Origin of the sequence: Streptomyces sp. NPDC048389 (genome assembly GCF_040706335.1) — a bacterium.
GTDB lineage: Bacteria > Actinomycetota > Actinomycetes > Streptomycetales > Streptomycetaceae > Streptomyces.
In genome coordinates, this window is sequence record NZ_JBEZKP010000001.1 from 288,811 (window position 1) to 312,010 (window position 23,200).

General features: G+C 70.4%; 22 protein-coding genes and 1 pseudogene. 15 read left to right on the forward strand and 8 right to left on the reverse strand.

Annotated elements, in window-relative coordinates; all coding sequences use genetic code 11:
• Positions 1–54 precede the first annotated feature (54 nt).
• Entirely contained in the window at positions 55–1,611 is a 1,557-nt protein-coding gene (locus AB0903_RS01330; protein WP_366697733.1) for a protein kinase, read from the forward strand.
• A gap of 40 nt (positions 1,612–1,651) precedes the next feature.
• On the opposite strand, the gene AB0903_RS01335 is transcribed toward AB0903_RS01330, so the two are convergent.
• From AB0903_RS01335 to AB0903_RS01345, 3 genes are all read right to left on the reverse strand, one after another.
• Complete coding sequence (locus AB0903_RS01335) at positions 1,652–2,659, reverse strand: phosphotransferase (RefSeq protein ID WP_366697735.1); 1,008 nt, start codon at positions 2,657–2,659, stop codon at positions 1,652–1,654.
• A gap of 10 nt (positions 2,660–2,669) precedes the next feature.
• The gene (locus AB0903_RS01340) at positions 2,670–2,987 is read right to left on the reverse strand and encodes a hypothetical protein (protein WP_366697737.1); all 318 of its coding nucleotides are present in this window, start codon (positions 2,985–2,987) and stop codon (positions 2,670–2,672) included.
• Between the two features lie 472 nt (positions 2,988–3,459).
• Positions 3,460–4,116 carry a response regulator transcription factor gene (locus tag AB0903_RS01345; protein WP_366697739.1) on the reverse strand — a complete coding sequence of 219 codons (657 nt, stop codon included), beginning with the start codon at positions 4,114–4,116 and terminating at the stop codon, positions 3,460–3,462.
• Positions 4,117–4,443: 327 nt separating this feature from the next.
• On the opposite strand from AB0903_RS01345, the gene pdhA reads away from it, so the two are divergent.
• The 5 genes from pdhA to AB0903_RS01370 all read left to right on the forward strand — a co-directional run bounded on the left by pdhA (position 4,444) and on the right by AB0903_RS01370 (position 10,389).
• The gene (gene pdhA / locus AB0903_RS01350) at positions 4,444–5,595 is read left to right on the forward strand and encodes a pyruvate dehydrogenase (acetyl-transferring) E1 component subunit alpha (protein ID WP_366697741.1); all 1,152 of its coding nucleotides are present in this window, start codon (positions 4,444–4,446) and stop codon (positions 5,593–5,595) included.
• 3 nt (positions 5,596–5,598) lie between these two features.
• Positions 5,599–6,579, forward strand: coding sequence for an alpha-ketoacid dehydrogenase subunit beta (locus AB0903_RS01355; RefSeq protein WP_366697743.1), 981 nt, complete (start codon positions 5,599–5,601; stop codon positions 6,577–6,579).
• Positions 6,580–6,593: 14 nt separating this feature from the next.
• On the forward strand, positions 6,594–8,012 hold the full coding sequence (locus AB0903_RS01360) for a dihydrolipoamide acetyltransferase family protein (RefSeq protein ID WP_366697745.1): 1,419 nt from the start codon (positions 6,594–6,596) through the stop codon (positions 8,010–8,012).
• 398 nt (positions 8,013–8,410) lie between these two features.
• Positions 8,411–9,064, forward strand: a complete 654-nt coding sequence (locus AB0903_RS01365; protein ID WP_366697747.1) for a GntR family transcriptional regulator — start codon at positions 8,411–8,413, stop codon at positions 9,062–9,064.
• Positions 9,061–10,389: an MFS transporter gene (locus AB0903_RS01370; protein ID WP_366697749.1), complete on the forward strand. Its 1,329-nt coding sequence runs from the start codon at positions 9,061–9,063 to the stop codon at positions 10,387–10,389. Before AB0903_RS01365 ends, AB0903_RS01370 begins: the two co-directional genes overlap by 4 nt.
• A 168-nt stretch (positions 10,390–10,557) precedes the next feature.
• Here the strand turns inward: AB0903_RS01370 and AB0903_RS01375 are convergent, their stop codons facing one another.
• Positions 10,558–11,382: a maleylpyruvate isomerase family mycothiol-dependent enzyme gene (locus tag AB0903_RS01375; protein WP_366697751.1), complete on the reverse strand. Its 825-nt coding sequence runs from the start codon at positions 11,380–11,382 to the stop codon at positions 10,558–10,560.
• Between the two features lie 167 nt (positions 11,383–11,549).
• Here AB0903_RS01375 and AB0903_RS01380 point away from each other — a divergent pair, with 167 nt between their 5' ends.
• The gene (locus AB0903_RS01380) at positions 11,550–12,353 is read left to right on the forward strand and encodes a carbon-nitrogen family hydrolase (RefSeq protein ID WP_366697753.1); all 804 of its coding nucleotides are present in this window, start codon (positions 11,550–11,552) and stop codon (positions 12,351–12,353) included.
• Positions 12,354–12,517: 164 nt separating this feature from the next.
• Here the strand turns inward: AB0903_RS01380 and AB0903_RS01385 are convergent, their stop codons facing one another.
• Complete coding sequence (locus AB0903_RS01385) at positions 12,518–13,012, reverse strand: LURP-one-related family protein (RefSeq protein ID WP_366697755.1); 495 nt, start codon at positions 13,010–13,012, stop codon at positions 12,518–12,520.
• Between the two features lie 139 nt (positions 13,013–13,151).
• Between AB0903_RS01385 and AB0903_RS01390 the strand changes: the two genes are divergently transcribed.
• The 7 genes and pseudogenes from AB0903_RS01390 (at position 13,152) to AB0903_RS01420 (ending at position 18,161) form a co-directional block, all read left to right on the forward strand.
• A complete protein-coding gene (locus tag AB0903_RS01390) occupies positions 13,152–13,589 on the forward strand; it encodes a recombinase family protein (RefSeq protein ID WP_366697757.1) in 438 nt (145 codons plus the stop codon).
• Positions 13,590–13,779: 190 nt separating this feature from the next.
• Positions 13,780–14,007 carry a hypothetical protein gene (locus tag AB0903_RS01395; protein ID WP_366697759.1) on the forward strand — a complete coding sequence of 76 codons (228 nt, stop codon included), beginning with the start codon at positions 13,780–13,782 and terminating at the stop codon, positions 14,005–14,007.
• 43 nt (positions 14,008–14,050) lie between these two features.
• Positions 14,051–14,495, forward strand: a pseudogene (locus AB0903_RS01400) (DUF6879 family protein).
• Positions 14,496–14,595: 100 nt separating this feature from the next.
• Positions 14,596–15,810, forward strand: a complete 1,215-nt coding sequence (locus tag AB0903_RS01405) for a helix-turn-helix transcriptional regulator (RefSeq protein ID WP_366697761.1) — start codon at positions 14,596–14,598, stop codon at positions 15,808–15,810.
• Positions 15,811–15,872: 62 nt separating this feature from the next.
• On the forward strand, positions 15,873–16,070 hold the full coding sequence (locus AB0903_RS01410; protein ID WP_366697763.1) for a hypothetical protein: 198 nt from the start codon (positions 15,873–15,875) through the stop codon (positions 16,068–16,070).
• Positions 16,070–16,267 carry a hypothetical protein gene (locus AB0903_RS01415; RefSeq protein ID WP_366697765.1) on the forward strand — a complete coding sequence of 66 codons (198 nt, stop codon included), beginning with the start codon at positions 16,070–16,072 and terminating at the stop codon, positions 16,265–16,267. The genes AB0903_RS01410 and AB0903_RS01415 overlap by 1 nt, the downstream gene beginning before the upstream one ends.
• A 100-nt stretch (positions 16,268–16,367) precedes the next feature.
• Positions 16,368–18,161: an NHL domain-containing thioredoxin family protein gene (locus AB0903_RS01420; RefSeq protein ID WP_366697767.1), complete on the forward strand. Its 1,794-nt coding sequence runs from the start codon at positions 16,368–16,370 to the stop codon at positions 18,159–18,161.
• 16 nt (positions 18,162–18,177) lie between these two features.
• Here the strand turns inward: AB0903_RS01420 and AB0903_RS01425 are convergent, their stop codons facing one another.
• The 3 genes from AB0903_RS01425 to AB0903_RS01435 form a co-directional block, all read right to left on the reverse strand.
• Positions 18,178–18,477, reverse strand: a complete 300-nt coding sequence (locus AB0903_RS01425) for a hypothetical protein (RefSeq protein ID WP_366697769.1) — start codon at positions 18,475–18,477, stop codon at positions 18,178–18,180.
• A 114-nt stretch (positions 18,478–18,591) separates the two neighbouring features.
• A complete protein-coding gene (locus AB0903_RS01430; protein ID WP_366697771.1) occupies positions 18,592–19,887 on the reverse strand; it encodes a M18 family aminopeptidase in 1,296 nt (431 codons plus the stop codon).
• A 247-nt stretch (positions 19,888–20,134) separates the two neighbouring features.
• Positions 20,135–21,961, reverse strand: coding sequence for an acyl-CoA dehydrogenase (locus AB0903_RS01435; RefSeq protein ID WP_366697773.1), 1,827 nt, complete (start codon positions 21,959–21,961; stop codon positions 20,135–20,137).
• Positions 21,962–22,687: 726 nt separating this feature from the next.
• Between AB0903_RS01435 and AB0903_RS01440 the strand changes: the two genes are divergently transcribed.
• Complete coding sequence (locus tag AB0903_RS01440) at positions 22,688–23,137, forward strand: SseB family protein (protein WP_366697775.1); 450 nt, start codon at positions 22,688–22,690, stop codon at positions 23,135–23,137.
• The last annotated feature ends 63 nt before the right edge of the window (positions 23,138–23,200 follow it).

The following is a 23,200-nucleotide window of genomic DNA, read 5'->3' on the forward strand; positions in this document are numbered from 1 at the left end:
ATGGCACCCCCGCAAGCACGCTACGCGCGCGGACAGATACGACGGCGAGGACTGATGGCACCCGAACCCGGAGCAGACGGCAGCGGAGTGCCGGATTCTGCGGACGCCTGGGGTGTCGGCGGACTGGTCGGCGACGGCCGCTACCGCCTGACGCACCGTCTCGGCCGCGGCGGAATGGCGGAGGTGTTCGCGGCGGAGGACGTACGGCTCGGCCGTACCGTCGCCGTCAAGCTGCTGCGCGCCGATCTCGCGGAGGACCCGGTCTCCAAGGCCCGCTTCACGCGCGAGGCCCAGTCGGTCGCGGGCCTCAACCACCATGCGGTGGTGGCGGTCTACGACTCCGGCGAGGACGTCGTCGGCAGCCGGACCGTCCCCTACATCGTGATGGAACTCGTCGAGGGGCGCACGATCCGCGATCTGCTCCTCAACGCGGAGGCACCGCCGCCCGAGCAGGCCCTGATCATCGTCTCCGGCGTCCTCGAGGCACTCGCGTACTCGCACCAGCACGGCATCGTGCACCGCGACATCAAGCCCGCCAACGTCATCATCACGCACTCCGGCGCGGTCAAGGTGATGGACTTCGGCATCGCGCGCGCCCTGCACGGCGCCCAGTCGACGATGACCCAGACCGGCATGGTCATGGGCACGCCGCAGTACCTGTCTCCCGAGCAGGCCCTCGGCAAGGCCGTCGACCACCGGTCCGACCTGTACGCGACGGGCTGCCTGCTGTACGAACTGCTCGCCCTGCGGCCGCCGTTCACCGGTGAGACGCCGCTGTCCGTCGTCTACCAGCATGTGCAGGACATCCCCCTGCCGCCGTCCGAGGTCTCGGACGGCGTGCCGCCGGAGCTCGACGGTCTGGTCATGCGCTCGCTCGCGAAGGACCCGGACGACCGGTTTCAGAGCGCGGAGGAGATGCGCGGCCTGATCCAGTACGCGCTGCAGATGCTGCAGCAGCAGGGCAGCCACAACGGCGGCTGGAACACCGGCCCGGTGCATCTGTACGAGGACGGCACCTCTCCGACGAGGGGCATGGCCGGCCCGACCGTCGCGCACTCCGGGCACAATGAGACCTCGCAGGGCCCGATCCTCCCGCCGATGAACCCGAACGACGGCGGCTATGACGGCGGTTACGGAGGCGGGCCGCACGGGAACGGCAGGGGCGGGCGGAGCAAGGTGTGGCTGCTCGCCGCACTCGCCGTGGTCGCGGTCGTCGCGGGCATCGCGTTCGCTCTCAACAAGGCCGGCGACCCCGGCGGCAACGCCCCGGGCGACGGCAAGACGGTCTCGGACTCGCCGAGCACGACGCCGGAGACGACCCCGACGCCCACGGACGAGGAGAGCGAGCCGTCCGAGGAGCCGGACACGTCCACCGGCGGCAACCAGTGGCCGAGCTGGACCCCGTCGGACCAGCCGTCGTTCACCCCGAGCGCGCCGCAGACGCCGTCCGACGACCCGACGGCGACGGGCCCCACGGGCGACCCGACGGGCGACCCGACGGACGGCCAGAGCGAGGACCCGACGGGCGACCCGACCGGGGGCGACCCGACCGGGGGAGTCCCGACCGGCGGTCCGACGGGCGATACGGGCGGGGAACCCGGCGACGAGTGAGGCCGGCGCGCATCGCAGCCGCGGGAAGCCGCTGTACGCCTCACCCGGCGAACGCCTCGCACACCGCCTCGTAGTTCTTCGTCCACCAGACCGCCAGGGCCGACGCCGCAGGGAACTGCGGGTCGGCCCTTCGGTCATGCAGCCGGTAGCGCCAGCGCAGTATCCAGAAGTCGTTGAGCCGCTCCCACCACACCCGGTGGACGGCCGCCCGCAGTTCGTCCGCGTCGGCGCCCGCCGCCCGGCGGTAGGCCCGCGCGTACGCCCGCGCCTTCGTGAGCTCCAGCCGGCCGTCGGGCGTGACGAAGAAGATCGCCGCCGCCCGCACCGCCTCCTCCGCCCTCGGTTGGACCCCCAGCCGGTCCCAGTCGACGATCGCGGCCGGCTCTGCCCCCCGGTAGAGCAGGTTCAGCGGGTGGAAGTCACCGTGCACCCAGCCGCCCGCACCGCCCGGCGGCGGCCTGCGGCCGGCATGGCGTTCGAGCAGCGCGCGCCGCTGCAGCAGGCGGTGTTCGGCGAGAGTGTCGAAGGAGTCGCGCGGCCGCGCGGACCGGGCCAGTTCCAGCAGTTCTTCGATGAGGCCGAACGTCTCGTCGGGGTCGGCGCTGCCGTGCTCTGCGGGGCCGTCCGCGCCGGTGTCCATGACCTGGGCCAGGCAGGTGTGGACGAGGCCGAGGAGCGATCCGAGCCGCCGCGACTGGGCCGTGCTGAGCTGGGCGCCGGTCCGGTGGCGGCCCTCGACCCACGGGTGCAGCGCGTAGCAGTGGCCGCCGATCACGGCGACCGTGGCGCCGTCGCCGTCCTCCAGCGGCGGGGCGACGGGCACGTCGAGCGCCTGGAGCCGCCTGGTCGCCCGGTGCTGGCGGGTGATGGCCTCGTGGTCGCCGTCGAGGTGGTGCTTGAGGAAGTACGCGCCACGGGTGGTCGAGAGGCGGTAGCCGCGGTTGAGGAGTCCCTGGGCGACGGGTTTGCAGGAGAGGGGTTCGCCCGGGTTCTCGTAGCGGCGCAGCAGCGCGGTGAGGGGCGGAGCGGTATCAGATGAGCGCGGCACCCGCCAGATGTTAGATCACGGAATGTATCGCTCCGACTGCACCCACCACTGCGGCTCCTCCCGGGCTCCCGTCCATGGTGTGCACGGTGACGAAGCACGGCTCGATTCGCAGGTGGGCGGGCCGGAAATCCCGGTCGTCGATCCGCCGCGGGCACGGCCCGAGACGCTCCAGCTCCTCGTCCGTCGGCCGGACCGTCTCCGCGGTGCCGGTGAACTGCACCGCCCACAGCTCCGACGCCGCCGAGCCGAGGTTGTCCGCGCCGTACGCCACCACGCTGCCGCACCATGCGCCCTGGTGGTCGAAGGCCGCGTGCGGACGCAGCAGCACCCGCCCGTCCGTCACGATGTGGCGGGCGGGGCCAGGAAGGGCAGGGCGCGGATGCTGCCTGCCAGTCGACCGTAGGGCACGCGTCCCAGCAGTTCGACGGCGTGGAGTTCCTCTGAGGGCATGAACTCCACCCTGCGTGACCGACGACTCCTTCGTGTAGGGGCACCGGCCCCCGGTCGACGGGACCAAGGTCCCGGAACGGGCCGTGACGCCGTTAGCCCGAACGAGTGAGGACCCGCGCCGCGGCCTGCTGACGAAGTCGATCACCGGACCCGGCGTCGTTGGAGCCATCACCGGACCCGGCGTTGTTGGAGGGGCCATCGCCGGCCCCGGAGTCGTTGGAGGCCGTCATCGGCTCCGGCGGCGTCCACGAGGCCCCTCACCGGCCTCGATCGCCCGGTCGACGCCCGTCCGGCCTCAGCCCCGAAAGGCCACCCGCCGCCGGCACCGTTTTCTCCCCGGATCCGGGTGCTCAGAGGTGCTGGCGCTCCGCCTGCGTCCTCGCCACGAACGCGGCCGCCTGCGCGCGCCGCTCCATGCCCAGCTTGGACAGCAGGCCGGAGACGTAGTTCTTGATGGTCTTCCCGGCCAGATGGAGCCGCTCACCGATGGCGCGGTTGGTGAGCCCCTCGCCGATCAGGTCCAGGATCCAGCGCTCCTGGTCCGTGAGGTTCGCCAGGCGGGCGTCACCGACCGGCCTGCCCCCGTCCCGCAGCCGCTCCAGCACCCGGGCGGTGGCCACCGGGTCGAGCAGCGACTTTCCGGCCGCGACGTCGCGCACCGCGGCCAGCAGTTCGTTGCCGCGGATGGCCTTCAGCACGTATCCCGAGGCCCCGGCCATGATCGCGTCGAAAAGGGCCTCGTCGTCGGGGAACGACGTGAGCATCAGGCACTTGATGTTCTCGTTGCGCGAACGGACCTCGCGGCACACCTCGACGCCGCTGCCGTCCGGCAGCCGCACGGCGACATCGGGGTCGGTCGCAGGGATTCTGACCAGGGCGTCTTCCGCGGTGCCGGCCTCGCCGACCACCTCGATGCCGGGCTCCGCCGCGAGAAGTTCATGAACGCCGCGCCGGACGACTTCATGGCCGTCGAGCAGGAATACCTTGATTTTTCCTGATTCGTGCACAAAGGCCGTCTCACATATTGAGTCTTCCCGTGCCGGGGGTGGCCGGTATACCGTGCCCGTGTTCCGGCGGCCTGCAGGGCTGTGACCAGTGGTTGTTCCCCTATTTCTCGATTTACTTGGAAATCCAAGCAAAATCGCAGGTCAAATGGGGTTTCGCAGTAATGCTGCCCACTGGGTAACGTGCCTGTGACAGGACGTTCGCCGGGACACCTGTCACGCCCGACCTCCGGCCTTGCCGCACACACCCCGTGCGCGGGCCGGGACGCGGGCGAGCCGCACTGGCTTTCCGGCGGACCCCGGGGGCCGGACCGACGGAGGAGCACGCACGTGACCGTGGAGAGCACTGCTGCCGCGCGTAAACCGCGACGCGCCAGTAAGCGCGCCAGCGCCGCCAAGAAGCCGCAGAGTTCCGAGCCCCAGCTCGTACAGCTGCTGACGCCCGAGGGCGAACGCGTCCAGCATCCCGAGTACGACATCGACCTGACCGCCGACGAGCTGCGCGCGCTGTACCGGGACATGGTCCTGACCCGCCGCTTCGACGCCGAGGCCACCGCCCTGCAGCGCCAGGGAGAGCTGGGTCTGTGGGCGTCGCTGCTGGGCCAGGAGGCCGCCCAGATCGGCTCCGGCCGCGCCCTGCGCGACGACGACTACGTCTTCCCGACCTACCGCGAGCACGGCGTCGCCTGGTGCCGCGGGGTCGACCCGACGAACCTGCTGGGCATGTTCCGGGGGGTGAACCACGGTGGCTGGGACCCGACCACCAACAACTTCCACCTGTACACGATCGTCATCGGCTCGCAGACGCTGCACGCCACCGGCTACGCCATGGGCGTCGCCAAGGACGGTGCCGACTCGGCCGTGATCGCGTACTTCGGTGACGGTGCCTCGAGCCAGGGCGACGTCGCCGAGTCGTTCACGTTCTCCGCGGTCTACAACGCCCCGGTCGTGTTCTTCTGCCAGAACAACCAGTGGGCGATCTCCGAGCCGACCGAGAAGCAGACCCGCGTACCGCTCTACCAGCGCGCGCAGGGCTACGGCTTCCCCGGCGTCCGGGTCGACGGCAACGACGTGCTGGCCTGTCTGGCCGTGACCCGCTCCGCCCTGGAGCGGGCCCGCCGCGGCGAGGGCCCGACGCTCGTCGAGGCGTTCACGTACCGGATGGGCGCGCACACCACGTCCGACGACCCCAGCAAGTACCGGCACGACGACGAGCGGGCGGCCTGGGAGGCCAAGGACCCGATCCTGCGGCTGCGTACCTACCTCGAGGCCCAGGGCCACGCCGACGAGGCGTTCTTCAGCTCGCTCGACGAGGAGAGCGACACGCTCGCCAAGCGGGTGCGCGAGGCGGTCCGGGCCATGCCCGACCCCGAGGACATGGCGATGTTCGAACACGTCTACGCGGACGGGCACACGCTCGTCGACGAGGAGCGCGCCCAGTTCGCCGCGTACCAGGCATCGTTCGCCGAGGAGGGCAAGTAAGCCATGGCTGTGCAGAAGCTTCCCCTCGCGAAGGCGCTCAACGAGTCGCTCCGCAAGGCCCTCGAGACCGACCCCAAGGTCCTGATCATGGGTGAGGACGTCGGCAAGCTCGGCGGCGTCTTCCGTATCACCGACGGTCTGCAGAAGGACTTCGGCGAGGACCGCGTCATCGACACCCCGCTCGCCGAGTCCGGCATCGTCGGCACCGCGATCGGTCTGGCCCTGCGCGGCTACCGCCCCGTGGTCGAGATCCAGTTCGACGGCTTCGTCTTCCCCGCGTACGACCAGATCGTCACCCAGCTCGCCAAGATGCACGCCCGTGCGCTCGGCAAGATCAAGCTGCCGGTCGTCATCCGCATCCCCTACGGCGGCGGCATCGGCGCGGTCGAGCACCACTCGGAGTCCCCGGAAGCGCTCTTCGCGCACGTCGCCGGCCTCAAGGTGGTCTCCCCGTCGAACTCCTCCGACGGATACTGGATGCTCCAGCAGGCGATCCAGAGCGACGACCCGGTGATCTTCTTCGAGCCCAAGCGCCGCTACTGGGACAAGGGCGAGGTCGACACCGAGGCCATCCCGGACCCGCTGCACGCCGCTCGCGTCGCCCAGGCCGGCTCCGACATCACGCTGGCCGCCTACGGTCCGATGGTGAAGGTCTGCCTCGAGGCGGCCGCCGCCGCGGCCGAGGAGGGCAAGTCGGTGGAGGTCATCGACCTGCGCTCGATGTCCCCGATCGACTTCGACGCCGTCCAGACGTCCGTGGAGAAGACCGGGCGGCTGGTCGTGGTCCACGAGGCGCCCGTCTTCTACGGCTCCGGTGCGGAGATCGCCGCTCGTATCACCGAGCGGTGCTTCTACCACCTGGAGGCCCCGGTGCTGAGGGTCGGCGGTTTCCACGCCCCGTACCCGCCGGCCCGGCTCGAGGAGGAGTACCTTCCGGGTCTGGACCGGGTGCTGGACGCCGTCGACCGCTCGCTCGCGTACTGAGGAGTGCCCTGACCATGACGCAAGACACTTCCCTCCGCTTCCGCGAGTTCAAGATGCCCGATGTGGGCGAGGGACTCACCGAGGCCGAGATCCTCAAGTGGTACGTCCAGCCGGGCGACACCGTCACCGACGGCCAGGTCGTGTGCGAGGTCGAGACGGCGAAGGCGGCCGTCGAGCTGCCGATCCCGTACGACGGCGTGGTGCACGAGCTGCGCTTCGCCGAGGGCACCACCGTCGACGTCGGCACCTCGATCATCACGGTCGACGTGGCACCGGGCAGCGGTGAGGCGGCGCCCGCTCAGGCCGCGGCCGTTCCCGCCGCGCAGACCGAGGCGTCCCCCGTGGCGGAGGCCGCCGCCGACGCCGCGGAGGAGGACCGGCCGAAGGGCCGGCAGCCCGTCCTCGTCGGATACGGCGTCGCGGAGTCCTCCACCAAGCGCAGGGCGCGCAAGCAGACCGGCGCTCCCGAGCAGACCGAGGCCGCCGCCGCGGTCCAGGCGGAGATGAACGGCCACGGCGCGCAGACGGCGCCGCGTCCGCTCGCCAAGCCCCCGGTGCGCAAGCTCGCCAAGGACCTCGGCATCGACCTGGCGACGGTGACCCCGACCGGCCCCGACGGCATCATCACCCGCGAGGACGTCCACGCGGCGGCCGAGCCCGCGCCCGCCCCGGCCGCCGTCACCCCGGAGCCGGCCCCGGTCGAGACCGCTCCCGCGCCCCCCGCGGCCGGTACGCGCGAAACCCGTGTGCCGATCAAGGGCGTACGGAAGGCGACCGCGGCCGCGATGGTCGGCAGCGCGTTCACCGCGCCACACGTCACGGAGTTCGTGACGTTCGACGTGACGCGCACCATGAAGCTCGTCGAGGAGCTCAAGGCCGACAAGGACATGGCCGGGCTCCGGGTCAACCCGTTGCTGATCATCGCCAAGGCCCTGCTGGTCGCGATCAAGCGGAACCCGGGCGTCAACGCGGCCTGGGACGAGGCCAACCAGGAGATCGTGCAGAAGCACTACGTCAACCTGGGCATCGCGGCGGCCACGCCCCGCGGTCTGATCGTCCCGAACATCAAGGACGCGCACGACAAGACCCTGCCGCAGCTGGCCGAGTCCCTGGGCGAGCTGGTCGCGACGGCGCGCGAGGGGAAGACGACCCCGGCGGCGATGCAGGGCGGCACGGTGACCATCACCAATGTCGGCGTCTTCGGTGTCGACACCGGCACGCCGATCCTGAACCCCGGCGAGTCGGCCATCCTCGCGGTCGGTGCGATCAAGCTCCAGCCGTGGGTCCACAAGGGCAAGGTCAAGCCCCGCCAGGTCACCACGCTGGCGCTCTCCTTCGACCACCGTCTGGTCGACGGCGAGCTCGGCTCCAAGGTCCTCGCGGACATCGCGGCGATCCTGGAGAACCCGAAGCGGCTCATCACCTGGGCGTGACGGCCCTGAGGTCCTGTTCCACGTGAAACACCCGGCCGGGCGGCTTGCTCGGCCGGGTGTTTGCGTTCCTGCCTCCGGCGCCCCGCCAAGTCCCTGCCGGAATTGTCCTGTTGCGTGATCCGCCCGAGGGCGGCTCCACCGGGCCGGCTCCACCGGGTTGGCTTCCGCCGTCCGTACGGGAGTCGGCATGGCCGGGGTCGCCCGGTTTCCGCGTGGGGCGGTGGCGCGAGCGGGCCGTCGCGGACAGGGAGCGGCGGGAGGCACCGCCCGGGCCGCGCCCCTGGCCCGCACGCTCGGAGCCGGGTCGTCACCGGCAGGCCGTCGACACCAGGCCCTCGCCGCGTCCGCATCACGGACGCGACTTTCTGGTTGAACTCTGTTGTATCTATGCTGTGTGCATGTCCGCCGCCGCCGTGAAGCAACCCCCTGCCGCAGAACGCGTCTACACCCACATCAAGCAGGCCGTCCTCGACCGCCGTTACGAGGGCGGAACGCTGCTCACCGAAGGCGAACTGGCCGAAGCAGTGGGCGTGTCCCGCACCCCCGTGCGGGAAGCGCTGCTCAAGCTCGAGGTGGAAGGGCTCATCAAGCTCTACCCGAAGAAGGGCGCACTGGTCCTCGCCGTCTCCGCACAGGAGATCCGGGACGTGGTCGAAACCCGGCTGCTGGTGGAGGAGTTCGCGGTCCGCAGGGCGGTACCGGCACCCGCCGCTCTCGTCGCGCGCCTGGAGGAGCTGCTGGCCGAGCAGCGGCGTCACGCGGAGGCCGGCGACCTCGCCTCCTTCGCCGTCAGCGACCGCTGCTTCCACGCCGAGATCGTCAAGCACGCCGGCAACGAGATCCTGTCCAAGCTCTACGACCAACTCCGCGACCGCCAGCTCCGGATGGGCGTCGCGATGATGCAGGCCCTGCCCGACCGGGTCTCACGCAACTACGAGGAGCACGCCGAGATCCTGGACCGGATCAGGGCGGGCGACGCGGAGGGCGCGGCCGGCTGTGTGCGCGGCCACCTCGGCCGGGTCGAAGTGCTCGTCCGGGGCGCGGGCCGGTGAGCGCGACCCCGCCGTCCCTGCCCGGCGATCCACCCGGCGGCCGTCGAGCCGCCGCGGTGTGGGGCATCGGCGTGGCCGTCTACTTCGTCGCGGTCATCTTCCGCACCAGCCTCGGTGTCGCCGGACTCGACGCCGCCGACCGCTTCGGCGTCAACGCCTCCGCCCTGTCCGCCTTCTCCATCCTGCAACTGCTCGTCTACGCGGGCATGCAGATACCCGTCGGCCTCATGGTCGACCGGCTGGGCACCAAGAAGGTGCTCACCATCGGCGTGGTGCTCTTCACCGTCGGCCAGCTCGGCTTCGCGCTCTCGCCCTCGTACGGAACGGCACTCGCGGCCCGCGCGCTGCTCGGCTGCGGCGACGCGATGACCTTCATCAGCGTGCTGCGGCTCGGCTCCCGCTGGTTCCCCGCCCGGCGGGGACCGCTCATCGGACAGGTCGCCGCGCTGTTCGGCATGGCGGGCAACCTCGTCTCGACCCTCGTCATCGCCCGCATGCTGCACGGCATGGGCTGGACGGCCACCTTCGCGGGAAGCGCGGTGGCCGGGGTGCTGGTACTGGTACTGCTCTTGCTCTTCCTCTCCGACCACCCCGAGGGCCATGAGCCTTCCCCTGCCTTCGGCAGGGAGACCCCACTGCCCGCAACGCACGCGGGCCCCGCCTTCGTGCGGAGGCAGATCGCCGAGTCGTGGCGAGAGCCCGGCACCCGGCTCGGCATGTGGGTTCATTTCACGACCCAGTTCCCCGGCATGGTGTTCCTCCTGCTGTGGGGCATGCCGTTCCTGGTGGAGGCCCAGGGGCTGTCCCGCGAGGGCGCGGGCGGCCTGCTGACGCTGGTGGTGCTCTCCAACATGCTTGTGGGTCTGGTGTACGGGCAGGTCATAGCCCGGCACCATGCGGCACGGGTTCCTCTGGCGCTCGGCACGGTCGGCGCCACGGCGACCCTATGGGCGACCACCATTGCCTACCCGGGCGGCCCCGCTCCCATGTGGCTGCTGATCACACTCTGCGCGGTGCTCGGCGCCTGCGGGCCCGCGTCGATGATCGGGTTCGATTTCGCCCGGCCGGCCAACCCGCCGGAGCGCCAGGGAACGGCGTCCGGAATCGTCAACATGGGCGGGTTCATCGCCTCGATGACAACGTTGCTGGCAGTGGGACTGCTGCTGGACGCGACCGGTGGCGACTACCGGATCGCCTTCTCGTCGGTGTTCGTGCTGGAGGCGCTCGGGGTCGCCCAGATCCTGCGGCTGCGCGGGCGGACGGCGCGGCGTGAGCGCGAACGGCTGGTGGCCAGCCGTGTCGAGGCGGTGCACGTCCCGGTGTGACGACCGCATTCCGGCGTGACGGCGTGCGTATGCGGACACGGCGAGCAGGCCGAGCAGGAGGCGGAGCGGCTTGTGTACGGCAGGCATACGGCGGGCGTACGGCGGGCGTACGCAGGCGTACGGCGGGCCCAGCGGCTCAACGGCGCGAGGGCCGCCGCACGCGCGCGGCTAGGGCGTGACGGCGAACGCGCTCAGGATCGCCTCTGCCAGCTCCGCGTCCCCCTCCACCTTGATCCGGTCGGGCAGCGCGGTGGCCCGGACACGTCCGCAGGCCAGCCGGTAGTAGGTCTCCCAGTCCATGCCGATGGTCGCCTGGGGGCCGAGCGAGGGAGAACCGTCGATCGAGCCGCGGCCGTCGGAGTCCACCCGCACGGTCCGTAGGAACTCGATCGGCCCGTGAACATCGAAGACCACGGCCGAATTCGCGGGCGCGCCCGCCTCCTTGGCGACGACCTTGGGCAGACTCCGGAGAAGAACGTCCCGGGTGACGTACGCGCCCGGGGAGTCGAGGTTCCCCGGCTTGTTCAACGCGCACCGCAGGTCCTGCTCGTGCACCCACGTGTCGAACGCGCGCATCTGGTAGGCGAGTTCGAGCGTCTGCTCGGTGCCGAGCGGTGCCCGGACCCGGGTGTCCGGGCTGCGGCTCTCGTTCCGCAGCTGCCGGGCCCGGCGAATCATCGTGTACTCGAGCTCGGAGGTCATCTCCGGTGCCGTGTGGTGTCGGCGCACATCGACCTGCATCTCCATGTAGCGCGCGAACTCACTCCGCACATGGTAGAGATCGCGCGGCAGGGAGTGAATCGGCCGCGGATCGCCCAGCATCTCGCACTCCATGCCGATGACGTGCGAGACGATGTCCCGTACCGACCAGCCAGGGCACGGCGTGGCGCGGTTCCACTCGCCCTCGACGAGCGGTCCGACCAACTCGGCTATCGCTTCGACGGAGTGGGTCCAGGCATCGGCGTAGGTCTGGAGGCTGGGATGGACGGTCACGGGACCCCTCGGCGGTCGTACGCGGACAAACTGGACTGGCAGCGCTGTGGGGGTCCGGGGGTGGCCCCCGGATGAGCACAGTACGCTGCCCGAAGGCACCCCGGCAGTGCTTTCGTGTGACGATCGTAGGCCCGTGTTGACGGCTCGAATGCCAGGACGGTGGTAGTGTGCGCGCCTCCCTCATCCAGATCGCTGTAGACCCGGACGAATCGGTTGATTCCCGTAGGCGGCGCGTGGCCGCGCTCGTGCGGGAACAAGCGGCCTCCGAACTGGTGATCCTTCCAGAGCTGTGGCCCGTCGGAGCCTTCGCCTACCAGCAGTTCGAGCAGGAGGCCGAGTCGCCCACCGGCCCGACCTACGAAGCCATGGCCGAGGCCGCGAGCGACGCGGGTGTCTGGCTCCACGCCGGCTCCGTCGTCGAGAAGGCCGCCGACGGCACCCTTTACAACACGGCCCTCGTCATCTCGCCCACGGGTGAGCTCGCCGCCTCCTACCGCAAGATCCACCGGTTCGGCTTCGACAAGGGCGAGGCCGTGATGATGGGCGCGGGCGGGGAGTTGGTGACCGTGGCCGTCCCCGGAGGGCTCACGCTCGGACTCGCCACCTGCTACGACCTCCGCTTCCCCGAACTGTTCCGGGGCCTGGCCGACGCGGGCGCAGAGGCGCTCGTGATCCCCGCGGGCTGGCCCGCCCGCCGTCGGGACCACTGGACTCTGCTGGCCCGCGCCCGCGCCGTCGAGAACCAGGCGTACGTCCTCGCCTGCGGCACCGCCGGCACCCACGCAGGCGTCGAACAGGCCGGCCACAGCATGGTGGTCGACCCCTGGGGCGAGGTCCTGGCAGAAGCGGGACCGGACGAGCAAGTGCTCACGGTCGACCTCGACCCGGCGAAGGTCACGACGACGCGCGACGTCTTCCCCGCGCTGAAGGACCGCCGCCTGGGCCTGCCGGCCCCTGACACGCTGAGCTGACCGGGGCTCCGGCCGGCCCGGTGCGGGGCCAGCCGGGGCAGGCCGGCCCCGCACCGGCCCCGAGCGGGCCCCGCACCGAATCGGCTTGCCGCCCGCACAGGCCGGTTCGCGCCCCGACCGGCCCGGTCCGTGCCTTGTACGGAGCCGTCCGGTCAGCCGTCCCCTCAGTCGTCCTCCCGCTCCTTCTCCGCCATCCGGATCACACAGACGGCCACCGCGATCAGCAGCGCCGCGTCCGCGTCCTCCCGTACGACGTCCACCCCGTAGGTCTCCCGCAGGGTCAGCCACCGCCGCGAGATGTGCGCCAGCAGTTCCCCCTCGTACTCGACCGCGAACTCCCGGTCCAGGATCCGCCCGCTGACGTCCAGCTCGGTGCCCTCGGCGAGCGTGACCCGATAGTGGTTGCGCAGCAGCGACAGCCGCTTCCGGCGGATCGTGGCGAGCACGTCCCCGTCCCGCTCGACGGTCATCGCGCCCCGCAGGCTGAGCAGCTTCTGCCGCAGTGTGACCAGCACCCGTCCGTCCGGGTCCTTGATCTCCAGCGTGTCCCGCAGCCGCAGCGCCTTCCCGTCGACGAGGAAGGCATGCCGCCCGTGCTCGTCCTCGATCCAGTAGTCGTCGCCGATCGCGAAGATCTTGTCCCGCACCAGATATTTCATGGCGCAATGCGTACCCCGGCGGGTGCTGCTGGATGGGGTCATGGCCCCACGTGCACGCGTTCGGGCCCCGGACTGATCGGCAGGGGCGGCTGCCTGAGCACCGGTGACAGGCAATACACCCACGTCGACCTGCGAGGACGTGTCGTCGTTCTCGATTCTTGAAAATAGACAACAGGACATCGAACTCTTCCTCGCACTGGGTGTGTGCATCAAGACACGATCTGTGATCTGCCTCCGTCTGTCCCTCGACCGGGACGGCAGGACCGCGATCGAACGGCAGGCAGCCGACTGTCGTGCCTGGGCCGAACGAAACGGACTGCCTGTCCGCAAGGTCCACACAGACAGAGGGCGCTCCGGCTACAAGACCGTTGAGCGCAAGGGCTTCGACGCCGCGCTGGCGCCAGTCACGGCGGGCGTCGTCGGCACGCTGATCGTCTGGAAACTGGACCGGCTCTCCCGCAAGGCTGAGCTTGCCCGGTCCGAGTCCAGGAATCTCGTTCGCGCCCTGGGTGTGGCCCGGATTCTTGAGCTTGGGACCGCACTGACCTGCGGTGACGTGGTCCACAAGGTGGAATGACGACCCTATTGAGGCCCTCGAAGTCCGATGAACACCCCTGAGCCCCGTGTCTGCCGCCTGGGCGAGGATGCCGACACGGTGGCATTTCCGTTCCTGGCCACGTAGAAGTTCGTGCAAGTTGCTGGCACGCCCGGGTGGTCCGGAGCAAGCTCGTTCATGTTGATCGCCACCAGAGCGACCGGAGGACACCATGACGTTGCACCGGCTTGGCAAGGATCCGGAGAGCCCCAACAACGGTTCGCCGACGGTCTACTTGGACGACGAGACCGGGAACTGCATCCTGCAAGGGTGGCGCGTGACGGATGCGGAACGGCTGGCCCAACTGGACATCCCCGCCCATGAGACCGTGATCGAGTTCTCGAAGCGCATGATGCAGTTCTTCCCGGAGGTGAACGGTGGCGACGGAGCCGACGTTTGAGGACCTGTTCCGCGCCGCGAAGCGCAGCGCGTACCACCTGGAGATGAGGGACGCGTACGCGCTGGATCAGGACTACGCCGAGTGGACCTCAGGTAGCCGATTCGACCCGGCGGAACGTTGGCCCTGGTGGATCGAGCTGGTCTCCGCGTCCGTGGCGCGGGGCGTCGATGTCCGCCGGGCGCGCATCGTCTCCGAGCCGATCTCTCCGTACGTGCGCTACGAGTAGGAGCTGACCCGGCGGCCACAACATCGAGGCCGGGGAGAGCGTGCGATGGCTGCCCCGCCGGGAGACTTCCGGCCTGGCACTGCCCGGCAACGACCTGTGGCTCTTCGACGGCACGTCCGTGCTCTTCAACCGCTTCGACGGCAATGGAGAGATGACTGGCGAAGAGCTGGTCACAGACTCCGCCGTAGTGGAACTGTGTGCGTCCGCGTTCATGGCCGTGTGGGCACGGGCTGTCCCGCACGAGGACTACCAGCCGGTCTGATCCAGAGCAGTCGAACGTGACGTCATCGTGGCAGGCCGCTTCCCGTACGGGTTTTGGCGTCGGCCACACGAAACCGCTGCTCCGGCGTAGCTTCTGGGCCATGGCTACCGAGCACCTGGGCGATCGCATGGCCAGACTGCGCCGACTGGCGGACCTCACACAGGAGGCACTGTCTGAGCGCTCCGGCGTGTCCGTGGACGTGATCCGGAAGCTTGAACAGCATCGGAAGCACAGCGCCCGCCTCCCCACGCTCCATTCACTGGCCAAGGGGCTCGGCGTGGAGCTGACGGCCCTTCTGGGCGATCCTCCCGGCGTCCCCTCCAGTGGTGAGGCTGATCCGCCGCAACTCGTGGCCGTACGGCGGGCGATCATGCCGCCGTTGTTCGCTCCGCCCGTTGAGCCAGCGGGCGTGGAACGACTGTCGCTGCCCCTTCTGCGGGCCGAACTGGCAGAGGGATGGACCCTGTACCACACGGCGGAGTTCGGCCGTCTTATGGACGTACTGCCGGGCATCATCGCTGACGCGCGCCTATTCGCTGCGGTGGGGAACTCCGAGCAACGGGCGGCCGGTCAAGCGGCACTCGGTAAGGCACTGCAACTCGGCGGGCACCTTGCCATCCGGCTCGGCAAGACCGATCTTGCCCTGTCCGCGCTGGAGCGTGCTTACGCTGCCGCCGGGGATTCATCGGACCCGTTGCTTGCCCCGATGGTCTCGAACTCTGTCGCTTGGGCCTACCAGCGGCAGGCCCGGTTGGACGACGCCCGGAATCTCGCCGTACATGCTGCGGACGGGGTGGAGCGGGACCACGCGGGTACATCGGAGGGAGTCCGCGTATGGGGCGGCTTGCTGATGTCTGCGGCCACGTCGTACGCCCGCAGCGACGACTACGAGACCGCCAACGACATGATGGTGACGGCCGAGAAGGCAGCCGGACGCCTGGCGACGCTCCCGCCCCCCGCTGACGGCAAGCTGGTGTCGGTGTTCAGCCGGTCGTCGGTGCGCATCGAAAGGGTTCGCCTCGCCGTCCAGCATGAGCGGCCCGAGGAAGCGTTGACACTGGCTAAGGGCATAAGGCTGAGCAAGGACACCCCGCCCTCCTGGCGGACGTGGCTGCTCCTGGACGTGGCCCGTGCCCATACCGACGTGGGGGACGGTGCCGGGGCTGTGCGTGCCCTGGAGAGGCTGCGACAGGTGGCCCCAGGGTGGATGCGTCACCACACCTTGGCCGTGGCGATCGTCACCGACTTGTGGAACGGGCCGTCCCGCCCGCCAGGTCTGCGCAAGCTTGCGGAGTTCCTGGGGATCACCGGCTAAGGGCGTGAGAGTAGGACGTTCCGTCCCTGTGGATCTCACTCGGCCGACAGGACGATCCATGTATGACGGAGCCGACGGACTTTCACACCCCGCCGATCGAACTGCCCTTACATCAGTGGGAGCCGGACCCCGCCCCCGTGGAGGGGTGCGTCGGTTGCGCCGAGTTGGCCGCCGTGCGGACCCGTGCCCGTGCTGGGGGCGACATGACCACTGTGTCCGACTGCAATGTGTTCATGCGGCGGCACCCCGAGGGGCACTGATGGTCACCGCAGAGGACATCGGCCGACGCGTGGAAGATGACGCGGGGCGGGTCGGCATCCTGCGTGCCGTGATCCCCGACTATGAGGACCCCGCCGAACTGCCGAGTGAGCGCCGGAAGCGCCATACGGCGTTCCTATGGCCCGAGGGTGGGGGCCGTGAGTGGCTGGTCCCGCCTGATGGCGTGAAGCGCGTGTAGTGCCCCCGTGTGCGGCCCCGTCCGGCGACGGCGAGCGACACTGCCGGGCGGGCTTCGTGCCGGCGGCAGCCCGGTCATCCAGGGATGGCACCCTTGACGCATGAACGCTGCCTCTCCAGCCCCGCGCCGTGCCCGTGTCCGTGCCCCTGAGCTGATCGGCAAAGGCGGCTGGCTCAACACCGGAGGCAAGGAACTCACCCTCGCGGATCTCCGAGGTAAGTGCGTTGTTGTTGATTTCTGGACCTTCTGTTGCATCAACTGCCTGCACGTCCTCGACGAGCTGCGCGAGCTCGAGGAGAAGCATCGCGACACCGTCGTGATCGTCGGCGTGCATTCGCCGAAGTTCGTGCACGAGGCCGATCACCAGGCCGTCGTCGACGCCGTCGAGCGCTACCAGGTGCATCACCCCGTCCTCGACGATCCCGAGCTGGCCACCTGGAAGCAGTACGCGGTGCGGGCGTGGCCGACGCTCGTGGTCATCGATCCCGAGGGGTACGTCGTCGCCCAGCACGCGGGCGAGGGGCATGCGCACGCCATCGAGAAGCTGGTGGAGGAGCTGGAGGCCGAGCACGCGGCCAAGGGGACGCTGCGGCGCGGTGACGGGCCCTACGTGGCGCCCGAGCCGGTCGCCACCGATCTGCGCTTCCCCGGCAAGGCGCTCCGGCTGCCATCCGGGAACTTCCTCGTCTCGGACTCCACCCGGCATCAGCTGGTCGAGCTGGCGGCGGACGGGGAGAGCGTGGTGCGGCGCATCGGCGACGGCGATTTCAACGAGCCGCAGGGCCTCGCCCTGCTGCCCGACGGCCGCGTCGCCGTCGCCGACACCGTCAACCACGCCGTCCGCGCGTACGACCCGCGGACCGGCGCGATCGAGCTGCTCGCCGGGACCGGGAAGCAGTGGTGGCAGGGGTCGCCCACCGCGGGGCCCGCGACGGAGGTGTCGCTCTCCTCGCCGTGGGACGTGGCCTGGTGGGGCGACCGGCTGTGGATCGCGATGGCGGGCGTGCACCAGCTGTGGACGTACGACCCCGGGGCGGGGACGGTCCAGGTCGCGGCGGGCACCACCAACGAGGGACTGGTCGACGGTCCGGCGGCCGAGGCGTGGTTCGCCCAGCCGTCCGGGCTCGCGGCGACCGAGGACCGGCTGTGGATCGCCGACTCCGAGACGTCGGCGCTGCGCTGGATCGACCATGACCTGGTCGTGCACACCGCCGTCGGCACCGGTCTCTTCGACTTCGGCCACCGCGACGGCGCCGCCGAGCAGGCCCTGCTCCAGCACCCGCTGGGCGTCACCGCGCTCCCCGACGGGTCCGTCGCGGTCAGCGACACGTACAACCACGCCCTGCGCCGTTTCGACCCGGCTACGGGTGAGGTCACCACGCTCGCCACTGATCTGCGGGAGCCGAGCGGCGCGGTGCTCGACGGCGAGGAGATCGTCGTCGTGGAGTCGGCCAGGCACCGGCTGACCCGGCTGCGGCTGCCCGAGGAGGCGGTCCGTGTCGAGGCCGTCGCCCACCGCACGCAGCGCGCCGCCACCGACGTGGCGCCCGGCGCGCTGCGCCTCGACGTCGTCTTCGAGGCCCCGGCCGGACAGAAACTCGACACCCGCTACGGCCCTTCCACGCGGCTGCTGGTCTCCGCCACGCCGCCGGAGCTGCTGGCCTCGGGCGAGGGGGCGGGGACGGACCTGGCCCGCGAACTGGAGCTGAACCCGGAGATCACCGAGGGCGTGCTGCACGTCTCCGCGATGGCGGCGTCCTGCGACGACGACCCGGACAACCAGTACCCGGCCTGCCACGTCCACCAGCAGGACTGGGGCGTGCCGGTACGGGTCACGGAGGGCGGCGTGTCCCGGCTGCCACTGGTGCTGGCGGGAATGGACCGGGCCCAGTAGGCCGGGGCCGGGGCGGTCAGCGGGCGTTGGCCGCCTCCGCGAGGCCCTTCATCAGGTCTTCCTTGTTCATGCAGGGCTGGAGTTCGACATGCGCGCCCGGTTCGTGGAAGAACGGTTCGAGGACGACCGGCAGCTGGGCGCTGTCCTGCATGTCGAAGACGATGACGCAGGCGCGGCAGCCGTCGTGCGGGCTGAAGTGGGCGGCCTCCGGCTGCAAACGCTCGAGGATCCGGCCCCAGAGCTGCTGGACCTTTCCCGCTTCGGTAGCCTCGTTGGCCTTGCTCGTGTCCATGACGGCTCGCAGCATCATTCTCATGGCGTCGCTCCGTTCGTGTCGTGCCGGTGGCACTTCTGACGAACCCGGCGTCGACCGCCGGCGGGGCGGCGGCAACATCTCCTGCGCCGCCCCGGCTGAGCAGGACCGCGGCGCTCAGCCCTCCAGGAAGGCGACGAGCGCGTTCGCCAGCAGGTACGGGTCGTCGGCGCCGCAGAGTTCGCGGGCGCTGTGCATGGACAGGATGGCGACGCCGATGTCGACGGTGTGGATGCCGTGGCGGGCGGCGGTGATCGGGCCGATCGTGGTGCCGCACGGCATCGCGTTGTTCGACACGAACGTCTGCCACGGCACGCCCGCCTTCTCGCAGGCGGCGGCGAACACGGCCCTGCCCTGCCCGTCTGTGGCGTACCGCTGGTTGACGTTGACCTTGAGGATGGGGCCGCCGTTGGCGCGCGGGTGGTGCGTCGGGTCGTGCCGCTCGCTGTAGTTGGGGTGCACGGCGTGGCCGGTGTCCGAGGAGAGGCAGATGGTGCCGGCGAAGGCGCGGGCCCGGTCCTCGTAGCCGCCGCCACGGGCGAACACCGAGCGCTCCAGCACGGAGCCGAGCAGCGGGCCGTCGGCGCCGGTGTCCGACTGGGAGCCGTTCTCCTCGTGGTCGAAGGCGGCGAGCACGGGGATGTACGGCAGGTCGGAGCCGGCGGAGACCGCCGCCAGGGCGGCCGTGGCGGCGTGCACGGAGATGAGGTTGTCCATCCGGGGGCCGGCGACCAGCTCCCGGTCGCGTCCCAGATAGGCGGGCGGCTCGATCGAGTGGGGCATCAGGTCCCAGCCGGTGACCTCGCCCTCCGCGAGTCCCGCCTCCTGCTCGAGGAAGCGGATCAGGTCGCCCTCCTCGACGTCGCCGAGCCCCCAGACCGGCTGCATGTGGCGCTGCCGGTCGAGCTTGAGGCCGTCGGTGTTGACGGAGCGGTCGAGGTGGACGGCGAGCTGCGGTACGCGCAGCAGCGCCCGGTCGACGTTCACCAGCCGGTGGGTGCCGTCGCGCAGGGTGAGCCGGCCGGCGATTCCGAGGTCGCGGTCGAGCCAGGTGTTGAGGAGCGTCCCGCCGTAGACCTCGACGGCGATCTGCCGCCAGCCGTGGGCGCCGGTGTCGGGCATGGGCTTGACGCGCAGGTTGGGTGAGTCGGTGTGGGCGCCGACGATACGGAAGGGGGTGTGGGCCGAGGCGCCCTCGGGCACGTACCAGGCGATGAGCGCGCCGCCGCGCTGGACGTACTTGCCGCCGGTGGCGGCGTCCCAGACATCCGTCTCCCGGACCTCCCGGAAGCCGGCCTTCTCGAGCCGCTCGGCTGCCGCGGCGACTGCGTGGTACGGCGTGGGTGCGGCCGTGAGGAAGGCCATGAGGTCATCGGTGTGGCCGCGATCGAAGCGGGCAGGTTCGCTGCTCATGAAGTTCACCTTAACGAGGGTTACCGCCGGGCCGTAGGCCGGTTCGCGGAGTCCGGAACAGCGGGCGGCGCCGTCGCTACAGGCGGTCGAACTCGGTCAGGTCGGTGTCGATGTCGTACGGAAGGGGGAGCTTGACCCGGTCCCATGGGCGGGGTGCTCTGCCTGCACGACAGGCTACCCAGCGCCAACGACAATGCCGCCACCCGAAAGAGTCGGGCGGCGGCACCGTCTTGACCGGCAGCGGAGGCTAGAACGCGGCCTCGTCCAGGTCCATCAGCGAACCGTCGACCGTCTCGGCGAGCGCGCGCTCGACGGAGACGCCCGGCAGGACGTTGGCGGCGAAGAACTTCGCGGCCGCGATCTTGCCCTGGTAGAAGGGGACGTCCTTGGCGGAGGCGGTCTCCAGCTTCTCGGCGGCGACGGCCGCGCCGCGGAGCAGCAGGTAGGCGACGACCACGTCACCGGAGGCCATCAGCAGGCGGGTGGTGTTGAGGCCCACCTTGTAGATGTTCTTGACGTCCTCGCCGGTGGCGATGAGGTCGTTGGTCATCGTGCCGACGATCGCCTCGAGGTCCACGGCGGCCTTGGCGAGCGCATCGCGGGCGCCGGCCAGCTCGTCGCCGCCGGTGCCGACCGCGAGAAACTTCTTGATCTCCTCGGAGAGGGTGTTCAGCGCCTGGCCCTGGTCGCGGACGATCTTCCGGAAGAAGTAGTCCTGGCCCTGGATGGCGGTGGTGCCCTCGTAGAGGGTGTCGATCTTGGCGTCGCGGATGTACTGCTCGATCGGGTACTCCTGCAGGTAGCCCGAACCGCCGAAGGTCTGCAGCGACTGGGCCAGCTGCTCGTACGACCGCTCGGAGCCGTAGCCCTTGACGATCGGCAGCAGCAGGTCGTTGAGCGCCACCAGCGACTTGGCGTCCTCGCCCGCGGCCTCCTTGAGGGCGATCTCGTCCTGGATGGAGGCGGTGTACAGCACCAGGGCGCGCATGCCCTCGGCGTACGCCTTCTGCGTCATCAGGGAGCGGCGCACGTCGGGGTGGTGCGTGATGGTGACCTTGGGGGCGGTCTTGTCCGCGAAGTTCTTCAGGTCGGGGCCCTGGACGCGCTCCTTGGCGTACTCCAGCGCGTTCAGGTAGCCGGTGGAGAGGGTGGCGATGGCCTTCGTGCCGACCATCATCCGCGCGAACTCGATGATCATGAACATCTGGCGGATGCCGTCGTGCTTGTCGCCGATCAGCCAGCCCTTGGCGGGGTGCTGGTCGCCGAAGGTCATCTCGCAGGTGTTCGACGCCTTGAGGCCCATCTTGTGCTCGACGTTCGTCGCGTAGACGCCGTTGCGCTCGCCCAGCTCGCCGGTCTCCCAGTCGAAGTGGTACTTGGGCACGAGGAAGAGGGAGAGGCCCTTGGTGCCGGGGCCGTGGCCCTCGGGGCGCGCCAGCACGTAGTGGAGGATGTTCTCCTCCATGTCGTGCTCACCGGAGGTGATGAAGCGCTTGACGCCCTCGATGTGCCAGGAGCCGTCGTCCTGCTGGACGGCCTTGGTGCGGCCGGCGCCGACGTCCGAGCCGGCGTCCGGCTCGGTGAGGACCATGGTGGAGCCCCAGCGCTTCTCGACGGCTATCTCGGCGACCTTCTTCTGCGCCTCGTTGCCCTCCTGGAAGAGGATGCCGGCGAAGGCGGGGCCGGAGGAGTACATCCAGACGGCCGGGTTCGAGCCGAGCAGCAGCTCCGCGTAGGACCAGATCAGGGAGCGGGGCGAGGTGGTGCCGCCGATCTCCTCCGGCAGGCCCAGGCGCCAGTACTCGGAGTCCATGAAGGCTTTGTAGCTCTTCTTGAAGCTCTCGGGGACCGGGGCGGTGTTGGTCGCGGGGTCGAACACCGGCGGGTTGCGGTCGGCGTCGGCGAACGACTCGGCGAGCTCGTTCTCCGCGAGGCGGGCGATCTCCTCGAGGATCGACTTGGCGGTGTCGACGTCCATCTCCGCGAACGGGCCGGTGCCGTACAGCTTGTCGCGCCCGAGGACCTCGAAGAGGTTGAACTCGATGTCGCGGAGATTCGACTTGTAGTGCCCCATGGCGACGGCTCCGTAAAGATCGGAAGTTGGATTTCTCATCCACGTACCAGCAAGTAGCTACGATGATGCTACCCGTCGGTAATAAGATGCAACCCCGGCCGGTCATCTGTGACGAGACTCGCGGCGGGCGCAGCCGGTCGATCGCCCCGCACCGGCGCGCAACCGCCCGCCGGCAGCAGGGCCGCGCCCGTGCCGATCACGCCGTGGCCAGGGGCGATCCACCAGGGGTCGGCCGGGGAGCGCGTGGCCGCTCTCCGATCGGGGTCCGTCCGCCCGTCGTGGCGCGCCAACACCGGGTCGGTCCGCTCCGCGGGGCGGTACGACGGCATGGCGTCCGCACGAATGCGGAGGTGGTCCGCTCCGCGGGGCGGTACGACGGCATGCCGTCCCGACGGGCCCGCAGCGCGTCCTCGGCGGCTCGGCGGCGGGCCCGGCCGTCCGCCCGCGCCCGGGCCTCCCCCGGTGCGGTGCCACACGGTGCCGCCTTTCGGCGGCCGGGCCGCACGGCACTCGACGCGGGTGGAGGCGCGCGTCTCCGGGCCGGGCGCCGCTCTGCCGGTCGCGGTCACCGGGCGGCCCGCGACGACCGGCGGCGATCCCGCCGCCCTTCCACGCCGCGCCCGCGGTCCTTACGCGGTTCCCGTCCATGGCGGCCCCCCGTCGAACGTGCGGTCAGGATACGGGCGGTGGCCCCGCGGAGTGTGTGCGTTCAGTACCCTTGCGGGCATGTACGGCTACGACCAGGCCCCGGGCGCGCAGCAGCAGTACGTGCCCCAGCAGCCCTCCTACGGGGGGCAGCCGCTGTACCCCGAGCCGTCGCCGCCGTCCCTGGCGGACGCGGTGCGGGCCTTCACGACGGGGTCGATGTCGGCCGAGGACTTCCAGCAGATCTTCGCGACGTCGAAGGTCTACTGCCCGCGCGGCGACAACCCGGGCTTCCTGGCGCTGCACAACACCCAGCAGCCGGTCATCCCGATGTTCACGACGCTCAAGGAGCTGCGCAGGTACGCCGGCAAGGAGTCCAAGTACTTCGTGATCACCGGTGCCGAGGTGATCGACCTGCTGCCGACCGGGTACGGCTTCGTCCTCGACATGGAGGGGGACCACCGGATGGTCTTCGACGCGAAGGCGGTCGAGCAGATGGTCGACTTCGCGATGCGACGGATGTACGGCTGACCCGCCCGCGAGGCCCGCATCTTCGACGCCCGGAAGGAATTCCTTCCGGGCGTTGGTCGTTCC